Raw genomic sequence first — 17,230 nt, forward strand, 5'->3', positions numbered from 1 at the left:
GATAGGTTTAGAGTCTCAATGTCCAGAAAAGCAAAAAACTGATGGGATTTAATGGTGAAGTAAAATAGCGCGTGATAGCGCCATCGGGATTAATAATACTTAAATACTTGGTTTAAATAGTTTGTTAGGTACAAACATAAGCCAATGATGGACAAGTTGATAAAAGTCCTAAAAAACCATTTTTTATTTGAAAAATCGTAGTGTATAAATTTTGAAACTGCGACGGCTATTCCCATTAAAAGAAACCAAACAGAAAAAAATAATGAAAGCCTTCCTCTTACCAAAGTCGTGACTAAATCGTGAATAAAACCGCAGAAGACAAATGTCAAAACTAATGACAATCTAGCTGGAAGTACTTTTTTAAGTGGTTTGAATATTTTTAGACCTAAATAATAGCCAAAAATAGGATTCCAAAAATGCCAAAAAGTAGAAAAGTTTTTGGCTCCAAGCGACCTTTGTAAATTATTTTGAAGTGAGCTTGAATTTCCAATTGGAACCCCATTTCTCTTTTTTACGTATTCGGACAATTTCATTCAGTATCTTTCGCTTAGTGGTTTTATGTTTATTGACCTGTTTGTCACAGACTGGTAAAGTACTTCTTTTCGGCCAAAAAGCAATGTCTGTTGCCATCGAAATGCTGCCCCTGACGATGTGTGATTTTGGGGATAGGGGAATTTATACGCTAATCCCAGAAAATGGCTTGAAGTAGTTGCGCATAAATTTTAGTGTATTAGTAGCTTATATCGCTTCTGCAAATAGTAATTGTTAGCGCGAGGTTCTACCTCGTGCTGATTATTTTCAGGCTTCTAGCCCAAGTTGCGGAAAAAGGCTGGAAGCCTTGTAATAGTTGTCACGAGCGGGGATACAAAAGCCCTCCGAATGTCTATTTGCTAGTGAGTTTCTGATAAACGGCTTTAACAAAGTCCACCGTAGTATCGGCAATATCTGCGATTTGCTCAAAAGTTTTGTTGCCTTCTCTAATGAGGTATGTAACAAACTTTGCTTTTTCCTTCTCTTGTCCACGAAGATAAAGTACATCTCTTTCTTCTTTGATGTATTCTGCGATGCTGTCCATAGCGTTTTTTAAATTTAACTCTAAGTTACGGAGTTGCGCTAAAACTCGCAACTGATTAAAGTATCTATTTAACGAAAAATCTCCTTTGGTAGTTTCTTTGATACGCACGAGTATCTGTTTTAGAGCATTTTCGGGGTTTTCGCCTTTGAAGTTCGCCAAAATACCCAAGATAATTTCTTCTGGTTTATCCGAGTTAAGGAAAATGTGATAGTCAAGCCTGGAAAGTGCAATAAGCGGGTAGCTGAATTTTAATCGTTCTCTGTCAATTTCGGTTGGCATTTTTGGATTGTCTGATCCAAGAAAGATTACGAATTGCTTGATAGGCAACTCATATTTTCTTTCAAGCATGATAAAATACTCTGCCATTCGATAAACCATTTTTGGCTCGTCTTTCACTTGAAACTCAATTTGAAGTACAAAAGTATCTCCCTTGGTATCAGTTACTTTTTTGAGTACATCGGGCTTTCGCTCTTTGGTGTGTTGAATGTCATCGGGCAATTCTTCTATAGAAACAGCAGTAATTTCAAGCACATTTTGCATGATACTCGAAATTACGGCTTCAATATTCTCTTTGAAAATCTTGTCGTATTGTGCGGGTTGCCGCCCACTTGATTGGCGTTTTTTCTTTTTTGCCTCCATGAAGCAAAGTTATATAAAAGCAGCAATTTAAAAGTACAAATGAGCAACTACTTTGACACTCACCGTGTTACAAACACTCTATTTATTTTGCGTTCCCAGTCTCTCTACGGAAGACAACGAACAACGCGGGTAGTTGCTAGATCGACAATAACTCCATAACAAAAGAAAAGGGTTTGGTGAGCTCTCACCGCCAGGCTGGCCGCCCGCCCGAGTTTCGTTCAATCCCGAGCGCTTTCGGGACTTCATGGCTTGGCCTTCGGCCACCACGAAAGCTTAGTTATTAGCGGTAGTGCTATTTTCGGCTCAAGTCAGTTATTAAAAGTCCGTTATCCTGTTTTAATTTTTCAATTAATTTTTTTGTTTCGTTTGTATTTGGATTTTGTTTTAGTTCTTCGTATTCGTTGGTTGTCAAACCAACCATTTGTAAAAACATAACTTCTCCGTGTGGCGTTCCTATTTTTTTAAGTTCAGGGTCAAGTACAAAAGCTAATGCAGTTATTTCTGTGTCAAATCCACTTCTTATTGGCCCATTTGCAGGAATAAAATGAAGTTCTTCAAGCCATTTTCCAGATTTAAAGACATATTTTGCGAGGTTTTGTAAAAGATTACAAGCCCAATTTATATTATCATCTTCTCTCTCCATTTTCAATCTGAAAGTCAACTCAAATCCATATTTGCTAAAATCTCCTCCAGCACTTTCTTCGTCATAATAAAGTTCAGAAAAACCATAGGTTACAAAGTGAAAATGTTTCGTTTGTTTGTCACTTTTATAAACACTAATTCCGTCAAGTGGTTCTTCTCCGCCAAGTGCATAGTGAAGTGTTGGTGCAAAATGTAAAGGTTCTTGTTTAGAATAAATCTTCTCTAATTCTGTGTCGATAAAATCCCAGCCAACTGTGTCATCTTCGTCAAATTGTTTTTTGTAATCTTCTAAATTCATAGGTTTTATTTGTGTTTAAACGTCGTCTTTAAGCATTACCGCTAACGTTTTTCAGCTATACGCAGGCAGGGATTTTTACCACTGAACTTCCTACGAAGAACTGAACTTCAAATATAGCACTTTTCTGTCCTACGAAGCACGCCCCCCCTGCTTGCGTATAGGTGATGTTATAAGCTGGCCTTCTGTCTGTCGAGGTTGTAAAGTCCTTGTCCGCTGTGAGTTTCAGTGTTGTTGTCGAGTTGCGAATGGGGCTGTTTGTGTCGGTTGTGGATAGTGGTTTTAAAAATTTTAGAAGGGAAGGGAATTTTAAAAAATAATTTTTCATTGGGTGGTAAAGGTGTAAGCTCTTTTGCAATTTTTGGACTGTGCGTTGGCTTGTGCGAATTGCAAATGTGCTTACACCTGTGCGATGGCTATTTTCTTCTGTTTATTTTTTCTTTCGCTGTGTCAACTAAATAATAGACCATAGGCACTAAAAACACAGTCAAAATTAAAGATGAAAGAAGTCCGCCAATTATAACCCAAGCAAGTCCGTTTTTCCATTCTGCTGCTGTTCCTGTTGCCATTGCAATAGGAAGCATGCCAACTACCATTGAAAGCGTTGTCATTAGAATTGGTCGCATACGTCCTTTTCCTGCTATGATTAAGGCTTCTTTAAAATGTTTTCCATTGGCTTTTAGTTGATTGGTAAAATCAACAATTAGAATAGCGTTTTTTACCACCAGTCCCATTAGCATAATCAAACCCAATAAGGCGAATAAACTCAAATTGCTTAACGACAAATTCAAAGCAAAAAATGCCCCAATCGCTGCAACTGGAATAGAAAACAAAACTACAAACGGATATACGAAACTGTCATACAGTGCGACCATAATCAGGTAAATCAGCAAAAAAGAAATGAGCAAAACAGAACCTAATGCTCCGAAACTATCATTTTGTCTTTTGATGTCGCTACCCCAAGTCATTTGTATACTACTTGGTAAAGGATTGTCTTTTAGATACGCTACTACATCGTCTGCTACAGTTCCCGATGGTCTGCCTAATGCGTCTGCTGTCAAAGTAACTGCTGGTTGTCGGTCTTTACGTTCTAATAGTGACGGAGAATTGTCTTGCTCTACGCTTGCAAATTGTGAAACTTCAACTGGTATCCCCATTGGGTTAATAATTGATAGTTGTTGAACATCTTCAAAATTTCGTCTGCTAAATTCATCTAACCAAATTCGCACAGGATATTCCGTTCCGTTTTCGGTTAAAGTGGCATCATCATTTCCTGTAAAGGCCGTTCTTAGGTTCACTCCAACATAAGCGGTTGTTAAACCCAATCGTTGCATTTTATCTTTATCAGGAATTATTTTGTATTCGGGACTACCTGCTTCAACGGATAAGCGGACATTATCGGCACCGGGAATTTTCTCAATTACCGTTTTTAGTTCATCACCTGTTTTCATTACCAAATCCAAATTGCTACCACTTAACGTAATTTCAATAGGTGCCGAACGTGGAATTAAACCCAATGCTGCCATTGAATAATTGATGCTCGGAAATTTTGACTTTAGTTCTTCCCGAAGATTTTTCATAAATGTTTCAGTAGGTAAATTATTCAATTCCTTTTTGGATTTTAGTTGAATTGTAAATTCAGTTTTATTTGCTGAACCTACACCCAAACTTCCAATGCCTGTGCTTGGTCCGCCAATATTGCTGAATACTGTTGCTACTTCGGGTTGTTGAATAATGTATGTTTCAATTTTTTGTGCAATTAAGTTGTTTTGTTGAATGGAAGTAGATTTATCAAATTCTAATGCCATTCTAAATTTGCCTTGGTCACCTGTTGAAATTAATTCTTTACCTATGATGCCTTGTTTCATAATACCTAAAGTCATTGCAAAAAGCACTATAACGATACCTGTAAAAGCCAATTTATGGCACAATACCCATTCTAATCTGCGACCATACCATTCATTAAAGTTTTCTAATTGAATTTCAAACCATAGTAAAAAGCGATTGAAAAAATTGGTAGGTTGTAAGTCTTCTTTTTTGCCAATACGAGAAGCCATCCAAGGCGTTAAAGTAAAACCAACCAATAAACTGGTGAGAGTAGAAGTTACTACTACAACCGAAAACTGCTTGAGCATATCAGCAACAAATACTTGTAAAAAAAGAATGGGTAAGAAAACCACAACGTCAACCAAGGTGATGGATAATGCAGCAAAGCCAATTTCCATTCTGCCATCCATTGCGGCAGTTCGTTTGTCTTTTCCTTTATCTAAGTGCTTTTGAATGTTTTCTAAAACTACGGTAGCATCATCTACCAAAATACCAATGATTAACGACATTGCAAGCAAGGTCATTAGGTTTAAGGTGTATCCCAAAAGCCACATCACAGCAAAGGCGGTAACCAACGATGTAGGAATGGCAACCAAAACGATTAATGAATTTCTAAAACTTCGTAGAAATAAAAGCATCACTAACGACACCAACAGAACCGCTAAAATCAAGTCAAAAACAACGGAGTTTACTGCTGCAATTGTGTTATCGGTGCTGTCGTCTGCAATAATAAATTTTACACCTGAACTGGCATTTTGTTGTTCGATAGATTGAAATTTCTCCCGAACGGCTTTTGAAACATCTACTGCGTTTGCATCTCCTTGTTTTTTCAGCATTAAACCAATGCCGTTTTTACCGTTGTAGCGACTGATAGAAGTTGTTTCCTTTACGCCATCTATAACATCTGCTATGTCTTTTACATAAACTGGACTTCCTAAAACAGGCATAGCGACTTGGATATTTTTAATATCCTCAATAGATGTGAATTTTCCCGTTAAACGAACTGAATTACTTTCTTTTTCGGTTTGCACCTTTCCTGCTGGTAAGTCTAAGCCAGAACGATTAATTGCTTCAACAATCTGAACCATTGAAATTTTATACAATTTCAGTTTGTCTTGATTTATTTTTACTTGGATTTCTCTTTCCTCTCCACCTAAGACAGTAATCTCTGCTACACCTTTTATTTGTTGAATTTGGGGTAGATAATCATCTTTCATTTTTTGATAAAACTCGGTGGCAGACAAATCACTTGTTGCACTGATAGACATTATTGGCAAATCATTAGGCGAAACTTTACTCATTACAGGACTTAAAATATCCTGTGGCAAATCTTTGCGAATGTTGTCAATGTAGCGTTGTGCATCTTGCATTGACTTATCCAAATCTGTCCCATATTTTAGATTGGCTATGATGATAGAAGCATTGGGCAATGATTTTGTAACCAAGTAATCTACACCCTCCAAGTTGGATAAAGCATCTTCTATTTTTCGTGAAACGGATGTTTCTACTTCGTTTGGTTCGGCACCAGGGTAAACAGTCTTAATTACAACTACGGGCTGATTAAAGTCGGGCATTAACTCGTAACTCAAATTTTTATACCCGATAAATCCTAATAAAGTAAACACGCTGAAAAGCACTATTATCAGCGAAGGACGTTTGATTGATATTTCTGTAATATTCATTTTTCGCTGATTTTATTTAACAGTTATATTCGCCTCATCAAAAAGATTGTTGAAGCCATTCGTTACAATTACATCACCTTCATTTAATCCATTTGAAACAACTGCTTTGTTTTGTGTCTTTTTTGAAATAGTGATGTTTTGCAAAAGGGCTTTGCCATTTTTCACAACATAAACCTGTGGTTGGTTATCTGTGCCTTGTATGGCAGATGACGGTATGATAATTCCCTTTCCAGACGTTTCGTTTTTGAGTAGAACTTTACCAAACATCCCAGATTTTATTTTCAAGTCCGATGTGTTATTTACCGTAAACTGAATAGGAAAACTACTGCCCATATTAGCTTTACTGCCAATCATAGTAGTTTTTCCAGTCAATAAAATTTCAGAATAAGCATCTGCAGAAAGAGAATAGCTTTGATTTAATTTGAACTGGCTTAAATCTTTTTCGGGAACATTTACGGTGAATTTTAAACTTGTAATGTCCGTAATTTGGAGTAATGGAACGCCTGGTGCAGCAAAAGCTCCTTCTTCACTTAATTTTGCAGTAACAACTCCGTTAAAAGGTGCTTTGATTGTGGTTTTGTTTATCTGTTCCAAGAGAGTTGCTTTCTGAACTTTTGCAGATTTCAAACCTAATTCTGCTTTTTCTAATTGAACACCTTGAATGGCATCTGCTTTAGCCAAAATGGTATAGCGGTTTACATCTGCTTCCAATCCTTCTATTTGCACTTCAATAGTTTTCAGTTGCAATTTCAGCAATGAATTATCCAATTGAATTAAAGTTTGACCTTTACTTACCACGCTTCCAGCATCAACTAAAATGGTGTTGATTTTTCCTTGTAATTCGGCACTTATTTTTGTTTCCTTGTTTGGTTCAAATGTGCCTGAATAAGAAAATTCTGCATTCACATTTTCAAGTTGCAATGTATCTACTTGAACATTTATAGCTTGTTCTTTATCGTATTGATACACTTTACTCTGCGCAATTTCCTTGTTTGTTTTCAACTTAATTACCACAATTGCAATTATCGCCAACGGTATGATGACGTATAGCACTTTTTTTAGGATTGATGATTTTGTATTCATTGTGATAATTATTTGATTATTGAAATATTTCCTGTGAGTTTTTTAAGTTCTAAATCTGCTTTTAAGTATTCAATTACAGCAGATAGATAAGTTTGTTGTGCTTCACGCAAAGCATTGTCTGCGAGTAATACATCTGTTAAACTTGCCGTTCCTTGTTTCTGTTGAAGAACGGTTTGCTCATATATTGTTTGTGCCAATTTGATTTGTTCGGTTGTAGTTTCTACCGTTTTTTTAGTGACTTCTCTTTGTTGTTTGGCATTTTCAACTTGCACATTGTTTTGCTCGGTAAGCATTCCAAATTGAAGTTCATTGTTTCGGAGTTCAAGCGTTTTCTGATTTATTTTTCGCAGTGTAACTGTTCCATTAAATAATGGATAAGACAATTGAACACCTGCAAAACCAATCGGATAAAAATCAAGGAAAGATGCAGGTTGTCCGTTATAACCAAAGCCAGTTGTTCCATACATTCCAACCAGATTTAGCGAAGGCAAAAACCTTGATTTGTTGAGTGTGTTGAGTTCACTTGATAATAAGCGGTTTTGAGTTTTTATTATTCGAATATCTAAGGTTGATGCAGGAGTGTATTCATTTGTGTTTTGATATTGAATGTTTGGTTCAATTTGCAGATTTTGTTCAATGGAAATACCCATAGCAAATTTCAACGCATTTAGAACCTGCTCGTATTTGCTTTTGATCGTTTCCTTTTGGGTGGTTAATTGCGATACTTGCAATTTCACCTTGCTAACATCTGTTCCTTTGGCAAGCAATTGTTCATTGAGCAATTGCATATTTTTCAGAAGCCTTTCTGCATTAATCAGATTACTGTCAATAAATGCCAATTGATGATGCAAGATTTGGGCATTGTAATACAAATTGGAAATTTCAAAATAGATTTGCTCCTCCGTTTTTTGATACTGCAAGTCTGTCAATTCCGAAGCAATTTTAGTAGTTTGTATGGCTCCATAAACTTGTGGATTATACAAAGGCATTGAAAGTTGCAAGTTTGCGTTTATGTTGTGGGGAACGCCAAACTGCATAGCCCTGAATTCTCCTGCGGGTAGTGCAGGATTGAAAGCATTCACTGGTAAAAGCTGATAGGGGAGGTTTGCAAAATACTTGTAATCCGCATTGGCTGTGACTTTTGGGATTAAATTGGCTTTGGCTTCTTTCTCTCTTTGATCACCAATGGCCATATTGTTTCTGCTCATTTGCAGGTTTTTGTTATGAACCTGTGCGGTGTCAATACATTGTTGCAAAGTCCAAGTTTGTGCTTGTGCAGATTGAAAGCCTCCTATTATCAGTAATAGAGCAACATAATGTTTGTAAATATTCGCTAACTTCATTTGTCAAATTTTTTTACTTAATGAGTATTAATTGACTTTCAATTGTTCCTTCGACCCAATGTTTTACCATTGGTTCTATATTTATAAAGTCACCCGATAATAGTTTTTCTTTTATCCCTTTTTCATTTTCAAAAATCACTTCTCCTTTCACACAAATCAAAAGTGCTGGTGTTTTGGTAATATGCTCTTTTAATTTCTCGCCTTGCAAAATTTGTATGGCAGTTGCATTGCCCAGTTCACTTTTAAAAAGAGAAGTTGCTGAAACTGGTTTTTCTTGAGTATGTAATTCTTTTATGTTCATTGGAAGTATTGATTAAATGCTGTGAATGAAGTTTGAATATTTTGAAATTGTTTTTCTGCTTCGGTTTCGTCTTTAGCTTCTGAAAGTTCTTTTACCAAATCAATGTAGGGCAATAACCACTTATGCAGTTCATCGTGTGCTTTGCCTTTCATTGTGCAATTAGAGGTAAGTAAATCAATGTTGGATTGTAATTGTTTTGATAATGACTTGTAATCTTTTTGCTCAACCTTAGCAAAGGAAACAACATCATTTTCCATATTACGAATATGAGTTATCATATTAGCATCCACTTGCCATTTTTCACCATTGTTAAGTTCGATGGCTTCATTTTCATCATCGTGATGATGATCATTATGTTCGGCAACTTCCGTTTGATTATTTGATTTCTCGTTTGTGGAATTACCACAACTGGATAGCAATAAGCCACCTACGGCAAAAGTTAAGATTAATTTATTCATTTTATTTTGTTTTTATGATTGTTAAAAGTGATTGTATTAAGTTATTTCCGTTTCTGATGATGTCAAATTGAAAGTTAGCCACCCTCCATTTGTACATTTGAAGTCTGAAAGAACCCATTACAATGTGCATTAACTCTTCTGGAGTTATAGAATTCGTAAACACATTTTTTTGTTGCCCTTCTGCAATAATTGGCATCAAGTGCTTCATTTTTACACCCATTATTTTTGAGATAGCTTCATTGATTTTTTGGCTCTCTTCCATTAATCCGTCAGAAAAAACAGCCACTACAAAATGGGGATGCTTTTTAAAAAATGAAAATTGATTTTGAAACAGCGTTGTGAATTTTTCTTCGGGCGATTGTTCATTTTTAATCGCATTAGTATAGCGTTCATCCATACTTTGAGCAAGATATTCGAGTAAGGAAATAATGATTTCTTCCTTGCTAGCAAAGTGTCTGTAAATGGCACTTTCAGAAAATTTCATTTCCTTAGCCAAGTTCTTAATTGTTAGCCCACTTATCCCCGAAGCAGTCAATATTTTTCCTGCTGCTTCAATGATTTCGAGTTGTCTGTCAGAAATTGTTTCTGTTGTCATTTGATATATTTTATTCTGTTATAAATTTCATTTTTAAAAACGCAACTCCTAACCAAATTACAGATGCGGTCATTGAAATTGCACCAATCAATACTAAAGCAGGAGGTAAGCCAAAATACACTTCTGTTAATATTCCTAATGGCATTAATAAACCTGTAAGTGCCAACCAAGAAATAGCTTTCACGTTTTGAAGTTTGTCTCTGAAATGTAGAAGGAAATAGCCAATTAGGATGTTTAGAAAGGCGAACAAGTTACCGTGAACGTGTGCCAGTCTGCTTTCAAAATGCTTTCCTACGCTGTATGAGTTTACCCATTCTTCTTTACCTGGAGCGAAGTCACGCAGGTAGATTAATAGAAAGCCGTAAGCCATAAATAGCCCCATTGTCAGGAAGCCAATTGCGATATTGTTTTTGCCGTTCATCTTGTTTATATTTTAAAGTAAGTGAATATTCGCTTACAAAGATAACCTTATTTTATTTATACCTGCAAGTTTTTTTTTGAGAAAACTTTAAAATATGACGAAAATCATCTTGGTGCGGTGGGTAATTGGCACATTTGGGGTTTGCCTGTGCGTTGGGTTGTGTGAGCGGGCAAACCCCAAATGTGCCAATGCGGTCTGGCTAAAATTATTTTTTAAAATGTGTGGTGGGAAAATATTTAAAACCTTGCGTTGGCTTTAGTGTCGGCAAAATGGTCTGGTCGGTGTCGAGTTACAGCGAAATTGTCAACCGAGTTTTTGTCGCCCGAGAATTTATTTGGTAGTCAAAAGTCTGGTCGTTTTGGTGTCCGTTTGATTGTTGCACTGTCGTCTTTAGGCTTGCTTATAACGATTGGATAGACGCCACTCCATCGTTTTCAAACGCTTATAAATATTTGTTGTCGTTTAGTATGGCGTCTATTTTTAATGTTTTGTACGCAATGATTCAACTTTTGGGGGTAATTTCACTTACGCGCTGCTGCCGTTTGCACCTTTATCAAGTACATTGCCTACAATTACCCCAAAAGTAAAAAACAAGTGCGTAATTACTCATCTAGTTCAACGAATATTTTATTTGGGAAAATCGAAGGTGGGTTATGGTGCAAAAAGCTGAGAAATTCCACTGAGTGCAGGTAAGTGGAAAGGTCAATAGGAGAAGAGGCTATAAGCCTGCTAAGCTAGGGTTATAAGCAGGGTGGCTGCGCAATCGAGGGCATTGGGGAGCTCTGTACAGTCGGGAGTTGCTGCCTATTCTGTCAATCGAGATTAATAAGCGAAAAATTATATAAGTGGCTAGTTAATACCAAGTTGCCGTTGAACGGACTTGACAAAATCCACTGCTACACCTGCAATTTTAGCAATTTTGTCGATGCTAAAGTCACTTTCTATTAAAAGGTTTGTAACAAACTTTGTTTGTTCTTTTTCTTGCCCTTTATCAAGACCTAATAAGAAGGCTACATCTCTTTTTTCGTCAATATATTTTGCGATGCTGTCCATTACAATATTCTTTAATTTTTGTTCTAATTTACGCAGTTGAGCTAAGATACGCAACTGTTTGAAGTACCTTTTTAACGCCAAATCTCCGCTAGTAGTTTCTTCAAGTCGTAAAATGATGTCTTTCAGGGCATTGTCGGAAGTTTCTTGGCCAAAGTTAGCTAAAACAGATAGAACAATTTCCTCTGGGCGGTTTGATTTTAGGAATATTTTGTAATCTACCGAATTGATAGAAAGCAAATTGTACTCGAAAGCCAAACCCACATCGGTCAAATGTGTCTCCATTTTGGGTTGTCCTTTACCCAGGAAAATCACATACTGATAAATGGGAAGTCGGTACTTTCGTATGAGCATGGCCTTGTAATCAAGCATACGATGTACCATTTCATCATCATTTGCTACTTGAAATTCAATTTGAAGCACAAAAGTGTCACCTTTGGTGTCAGTTACTTTTTTGAGTACATCGGGTTTACGTTCTTTGGTATGTTGAATGTCATCGGGCAGTTCTTCCACAAAAACAGCTGTAATTTCAAGGATGTTTTGCATGATACTTGAAATCACAGCTTCAAGATTCTCTTTAAAAATCTTATCATATTGTGAAGATTGCTGCCCATTTGGTTGGCGTTTTTTCTTTTTGGCTTCCATGAAGCAAAGTTATAAAGATATTCTCTATTATATCTATATAGAATTCTTTTTTAAGTAAAGTCAAAAGCCGCCACTTAGGCAAAAAGAGGCCAAAAAAACAGCACGAGCCTATTGCCCGTGCTGCTTGGTTGGTACTTTATAATAACCTACTGTTTGGTCAACGACGCCTTGATTTGGGTGTAATAGAGGGTGGTTAGCCCCTCAAAACCCGAATCAGTGCCTACGATGAGCCAAAGCTCGCCTTTGTCGTTGGCCTTGGCCGAAAAAGGGGCTTGGCTATTGGTACGTTTGATGAGTTGGTATTTGACGTCCTCACCTTCAATACCAATTGTGCCAAGGAGTACGGCATCTTTTCCACCTTCACTTTGTGCACCCTTGTCCCAGTTGAGTTTCCATTGTCCCGTATTGTCTTTTGCGCGTTGAGGTTCGGTGCCCGAAGCTCCCGCTTTCAAATACACGGCTCCGCCAGGCGAACCGCCAATACCAACGCTGTTTTGGGGGTATTTGGAGGCCAATTCAACCTCAAACCCGATTTTATAGGTTTGGTTAGGCGTCAATCCCGTCAACTTACGGGTCAAATACATAAAGGCATCGTCGCTGCGGTTGTGACTCTGAATCATCATTGATTTTTTGAGGGTGTCCGTCGGCAATGCCGCAATCTTAGAACTAAACTCCATGATTCCCTCTTGCTGTTCGTTGTAATCGACCAAACCAGCCGTCCAGCTATCCGCTCCTTTGTTGAAGTCGGTGGTGAAGGTGGGGTTGGGGTTCGGCGTTTCGGTTTCGGTGTTACAACTGCTCAATCCCATGGCGAGAACGGTTCCAAAGGCCCAAATAACGTTTTTGACGGGGGCTACTGATACTACTTTCATTGCTGTTTTTTTTCGTTTTTTAAATGAATAATGGTGAATCCAAGGCCTCGGAAATCAGTGAAATGACGTGGTTGGTGAATGGAAGGTTGGAATGGAGGCGAAAAAAAAGCGTTGTTTTTTCGGCTTGGGCAGGACAAGTGGCGGTAGCTCTGAGGGTTGGGAATCGGCTTGTCTGTTCTTATTTAGATTTTTTTTAAATATATTTGCGCCCAAAATAGAACATTAGTCGCCCGTTTTTTGTTGAAAATTTAGAATAAACGCATATCTATACGCGATGAGCAAAGAAGTTGAATTGTTAGAAGAAATAACCAATTCGGAGTACAAGTATGGTTTCGTGACGGATATTGAAGCCGAAGAAGCGGAGCCAGGACTTTCCGAAGACACAGTTCGTTGGATTTCAGCAAAAAAAGAAGAACCCGAATGGATGACCGAATGGCGTTTGAAGGCGTTCCGCGCGTGGCAAACCATGGTAGAACCCAAATGGCCAAACGTTCATTACCCGCCCATCGACTTCCAAGTCATTAAATATTACTCGGCTCCAAAACAGAAAAAAACGGTCAACTCGCTCGACGAAATCGACCCTGAGTTGCGTCGTACTTTTGAACGTTTGGGCATCTCGCTCAACGAGCAAAAACGCCTGTCGGGAGTGGCTGTCGATGCCGTTATTGACTCTATTTCGGTCACCACAACCTTTAAAGGAGAGCTAAAAAAACAGGGAATTATTTTCTGTTCAATCAGCGAAGCCATTAAAGAGCACCCTGACTTGGTTCGTAAGTACCTAGGCTCGGTAGTACCTGCCAAAGATAACTTTTATTCAGCGCTCAACTCAGCCGTTTTCTCGGATGGCTCGTTTTGCTATATCCCTAAAGGCGTACGTTGTCCGATGGAGCTTTCGACCTATTTCCGTATCAACGCGGCGGGAACGGGGCAGTTTGAACGTACACTTATTATTGCCGATGAAGGTTCGTACGTGAGCTATTTGGAAGGCTGTACGGCACCTATGCGCGACGAAAATCAGTTGCACGCGGCGGTAGTAGAAATCGTTGCGCACGAAAAAGCCGAAGTGAAATACAGTACCGTTCAGAACTGGTACCCAGGAGATAAAGACGGTAAAGGAGGGATTTATAACTTCGTGACAAAACGTGGTCTTTGCGAAGGCGCTAATTCTAAAATCTCTTGGACGCAGGTAGAAACAGGCTCGGCCATTACGTGGAAATACCCTTCGGTTATCTTAAAAGGTGACAACTCGATTGGGGAGTTCTATTCGGTGGCTGTGACAAACAATATGCAAGAAGCTGATACGGGTACTAAAATGATACACATTGGAAAAAATACCAAAAGCCGTATTGTATCAAAAGGTATATCAGCAGGAAAAAGCCAAAACTCTTACCGTGGCCTTGTAGAGGTATTCAAACGTGCCGAAAATGCGCGTAATTTCTCACAATGTGACTCGTTGTTGTTGGGTGATACGTGCGGAGCGCATACCTTCCCGTACATCGAAGTGAAAAACTCAAGCGCGACGGTAGAACACGAAGCAACTACCTCAAAAATTGGCGAAGACCAGTTGTTTTACTGTAACCAACGCGGTATTCCAACCGAACAAGCCGTGGCGTTGATTGTCAATGGCTACGTAAAAGAAGTCTTAAACCAACTTCCAATGGAGTTTGCGGTAGAAGCTCAGAAATTGTTAGAAATCAGCTTGGAAGGTTCGGTAGGATAATTTTCTACAGAATTTACCACTTAATATAAAGTAACCAACTACGACGGTATGGCTTTTTAAGGAAAGTCATACCGTTTTTTATTGGCAAAACAATGGAAAAAACTCCCCACCCCGTAGAACTTACTCCTGAGGAATTGACAGGAATTTCGGTTGAATCCCCCAAAGAAGTAGCCGTTGGGCTGCCTGCGGTTACCAGTGCCTTGCAACACGTGTTTGGTGCTATGGACGTGGCGCGCGGTACCAAAGCTTTACTCAATCTCAACCAAAAAGACGGCTTTGACTGCCCAAGTTGCGCTTGGCCAGACCCCGATGACGAGCGTTCGCGGATTGCAGAGTACTGCGAAAACGGAGCAAAAGCCATTGCAGAAGAAGCCACAACCAAACGACTGATGGCTGATTTTTTTGCCAAACATTCTATTGAGGAGTTGGGGACTTGGTCTGATTATGAATTGAGTCAGCAAGGGCGTTTGGGCGAGCCTATGTACAAGCCCAAAGGAGCTACTCATTACCAACCGATTGCTTGGGAGGCGCTTTTTTATAAAATTGGTTCTCATTTAAAAAAACTTGCCTCGCCCGATGAAGCTATTTTTTATACCTCAGGTCGAACGAGCAACGAAGCGGCTTTTTTGTACCAACTTTTTGGGCGGGAGTTTGGTACCAACAATTTTCCAGATTGCTCCAACATGTGCCACGAATCGAGCGGGGTAGCCCTCAACGAAACTTTAGGTATAGGAAAAGGGTCGGTGAAATTAGATGATTTTTACAAAGCAGATCTAATAATCATTGCGGGTCAAAATCCAGGGACTAACCACCCACGGATGCTGTCGGCGCTGGAAAAAGCGAAGAAAAATGGGGCAAAAATTTTGGCCATTAATCCATTGAAGGAAACGGGGTTGGTGGCGTTTAGTAATCCGCAAACCGTGGGAGGGTTGTTAGGGGCAAAAACGGCCTTGGCCGACGCGTACCTACAAGTACGCATCAATGGCGATGTTCCTTTGTTTAAGGCGTTTTTAAAGTACCTACACAAAGCCGAAAAAACGACGGGAGGGGTGTTTGATTGGACGTTTATTCGTGAAAAAACGCAGGGCATCGAGGCACTGCTAGAAGACCTTGAAAAACACGATTTTGAACAACTGATACGTGATAGTGGCTTACAGCTAAAGGAAGTGGAAGAGGCGGCAGAATTGATAAAATCGTCCCAAAACATCATTGGCTGCTGGGCAATGGGGTTGACGCAGCATAAAAATGCTGTAGATACCATTCGTGAGCTGGTAAATATACTTTTAGTAAAAGGGTCGATTGGAAAACCTGGCGCAGGAACTTGTCCTGTTCGGGGTCATAGCAACGTGCAGGGCGACCGCACGATGGGGATTTGGGAAGCTCCTCCGCAAGCATTTTTAGATAAAATTCAAGAACAATTCGGGTTTGACCCTCCTCGCAAACACGGCTACAACACCGTGGAGGCCATTAAGGCAATGCACGAAGGCAAAGTCGGGGTATTTTTTGCGATGGGGGGAAATTTCCTTTCGGCAACACCAGATACCTCTTTTACCGCTCAAGCCCTCCGAAAATGTCAGATAACAGCGCACGTATCGACAAAACTTAATCGAAGCCATTTGGTGACTGGAGAGGAAGCGTTTATTCTTCCTTGTTTGGGACGTACCGACAAAGATCTGCAAGAAGGTGAGCCTCAGTTTGTAACTGTCGAAAATTCGATGGGTGTCGTGCATAAATCCATGGGTAAACTGACGCCCGTTTCAGCACAATTATTGAGTGAGCCCGACATTGTTCGACGGTTGGCAAAGGCTACTTTGGGAAATACATCAAAAGTAAATTGGGATGATTTGGTACAACATTATGACCATACACGGGAAGCGATTGAGCGCACGATTCCAGGCTTTGAAAATTATAACCAACGTGTTCGCCAATTAGGCGGATTTTACTTGCCGAATGGGCCTCGTCAAGGAGAGTTTAAAACCGTGACCCAGAAGGCCATGTTTTCAATAAACAGGTATAGCCCAATTGTGTTAAGTGATACCGAATATTTGATGATGACCATAAGAAGCCACGATCAATTTAACACGACAGTTTATGGGTTAGATGATCGTTACCGTGGAATTTTCAACGAACGGCGCGTTATCTTAATGAACCAAAACGATATCCAAAGAGCAGGGTTGGTGGCTGGCGAAAGGGTGGATTTATTCAATTATCACGGTGGCGTAACCAGAACAGCTCCTAACTTTGTCGTTGTACCATACTCATTGCCTGAGCGTTGCGTGGCGACTTACTTTCCCGAGGCAAATACCCTTGTTCCAATCAATAGTTATGCTGACCGAAGCATGACTCCAACGTCTAAAGCAGTAATCATTGAGATTATCTGTAAAGAGAAGAAAATTTGAAATAGCCTCGTTCTTCAAAAACCATGCCATAAGTAAATTTCTAAATGGGAAGGTGATAAAGTACTTTGTATCCCAATATTAAGGGGTTTAGAGCAAGGTTATTTACAAAAAAAAGTGCTTAATAGCCCTATAAGGCGCTTTTTTGCACGGTTTTTGATACAGGTATATCAGATTGCCCCTTTA

General features: G+C 39.1%; 14 protein-coding genes. 2 read left to right on the forward strand and 12 right to left on the reverse strand.

Features of this window, described 5'->3' with window-relative positions; genetic code table 11:
- Nucleotides 1–89: 89 nt before the first annotated feature.
- The 12 genes from AC23P2_RS05815 to AC23P2_RS05870 all read right to left on the reverse strand — a co-directional run bounded on the left by AC23P2_RS05815 (nt 90) and on the right by AC23P2_RS05870 (nt 12,928).
- Nucleotides 90–533 (reverse strand): acyltransferase, encoded by a 444-nt coding sequence (locus AC23P2_RS05815; RefSeq protein ID WP_487772312.1) that lies wholly within the window; start codon nt 531–533, stop codon nt 90–92.
- A 350-nt stretch (nt 534–883) separates the two neighbouring features.
- Entirely contained in the window at nt 884–1,714 is an 831-nt protein-coding gene (locus tag AC23P2_RS05820; protein ID WP_487772313.1) for an RpnC/YadD family protein, read from the reverse strand.
- 292 nt (nt 1,715–2,006) lie between these two features.
- On the reverse strand, nt 2,007–2,654 hold the full coding sequence (locus tag AC23P2_RS05825) for a suppressor of fused domain protein (RefSeq protein ID WP_487772314.1): 648 nt from the start codon (nt 2,652–2,654) through the stop codon (nt 2,007–2,009).
- A 413-nt stretch (nt 2,655–3,067) separates the two neighbouring features.
- On the reverse strand, nt 3,068–6,160 hold the full coding sequence (locus AC23P2_RS05830; protein ID WP_487772315.1) for an efflux RND transporter permease subunit: 3,093 nt from the start codon (nt 6,158–6,160) through the stop codon (nt 3,068–3,070).
- 12 nt (nt 6,161–6,172) lie between these two features.
- Nucleotides 6,173–7,243 carry an efflux RND transporter periplasmic adaptor subunit gene (locus AC23P2_RS05835; RefSeq protein ID WP_487772316.1) on the reverse strand — a complete coding sequence of 357 codons (1,071 nt, stop codon included), beginning with the start codon at nt 7,241–7,243 and terminating at the stop codon, nt 6,173–6,175.
- An 8-nt stretch (nt 7,244–7,251) separates the two neighbouring features.
- Nucleotides 7,252–8,586 carry a TolC family protein gene (locus AC23P2_RS05840; protein ID WP_487772317.1) on the reverse strand — a complete coding sequence of 445 codons (1,335 nt, stop codon included), beginning with the start codon at nt 8,584–8,586 and terminating at the stop codon, nt 7,252–7,254.
- A 13-nt stretch (nt 8,587–8,599) separates the two neighbouring features.
- Entirely contained in the window at nt 8,600–8,887 is a 288-nt protein-coding gene (locus tag AC23P2_RS05845) for a cupin domain-containing protein (protein ID WP_487772318.1), read from the reverse strand.
- A complete protein-coding gene (locus tag AC23P2_RS05850) occupies nt 8,884–9,345 on the reverse strand; it encodes a hypothetical protein (RefSeq protein ID WP_487772319.1) in 462 nt (153 codons plus the stop codon). The genes AC23P2_RS05845 and AC23P2_RS05850 overlap by 4 nt, the downstream gene beginning before the upstream one ends.
- A 1-nt stretch (nt 9,346) precedes the next feature.
- A complete protein-coding gene (locus AC23P2_RS05855; RefSeq protein ID WP_487772320.1) occupies nt 9,347–9,940 on the reverse strand; it encodes a TetR/AcrR family transcriptional regulator in 594 nt (197 codons plus the stop codon).
- 10 nt (nt 9,941–9,950) lie between these two features.
- Nucleotides 9,951–10,361 (reverse strand): hypothetical protein, encoded by a 411-nt coding sequence (locus tag AC23P2_RS05860; protein WP_487772321.1) that lies wholly within the window; start codon nt 10,359–10,361, stop codon nt 9,951–9,953.
- A gap of 849 nt (nt 10,362–11,210) precedes the next feature.
- The gene (locus AC23P2_RS05865; protein ID WP_487772322.1) at nt 11,211–12,056 is read right to left on the reverse strand and encodes an RpnC/YadD family protein; all 846 of its coding nucleotides are present in this window, start codon (nt 12,054–12,056) and stop codon (nt 11,211–11,213) included.
- 146 nt (nt 12,057–12,202) lie between these two features.
- Nucleotides 12,203–12,928, reverse strand: a complete 726-nt coding sequence (locus AC23P2_RS05870; RefSeq protein WP_487772323.1) for a hypothetical protein — start codon at nt 12,926–12,928, stop codon at nt 12,203–12,205.
- Nucleotides 12,929–13,202: 274 nt separating this feature from the next.
- Here AC23P2_RS05870 and sufB point away from each other — a divergent pair, with 274 nt between their 5' ends.
- Nucleotides 13,203–14,648 (forward strand): Fe-S cluster assembly protein SufB, encoded by a 1,446-nt coding sequence (gene sufB / locus AC23P2_RS05875; RefSeq protein ID WP_487772324.1) that lies wholly within the window; start codon nt 13,203–13,205, stop codon nt 14,646–14,648.
- A 92-nt stretch (nt 14,649–14,740) separates the two neighbouring features.
- Nucleotides 14,741–17,047 carry an FdhF/YdeP family oxidoreductase gene (locus tag AC23P2_RS05880; RefSeq protein WP_487772325.1) on the forward strand — a complete coding sequence of 769 codons (2,307 nt, stop codon included), beginning with the start codon at nt 14,741–14,743 and terminating at the stop codon, nt 17,045–17,047.
- Nucleotides 17,048–17,230: the final 183 nt, after the last annotated feature.

Source organism: Runella sp. R0.1_18 (assembly GCF_057652155.1).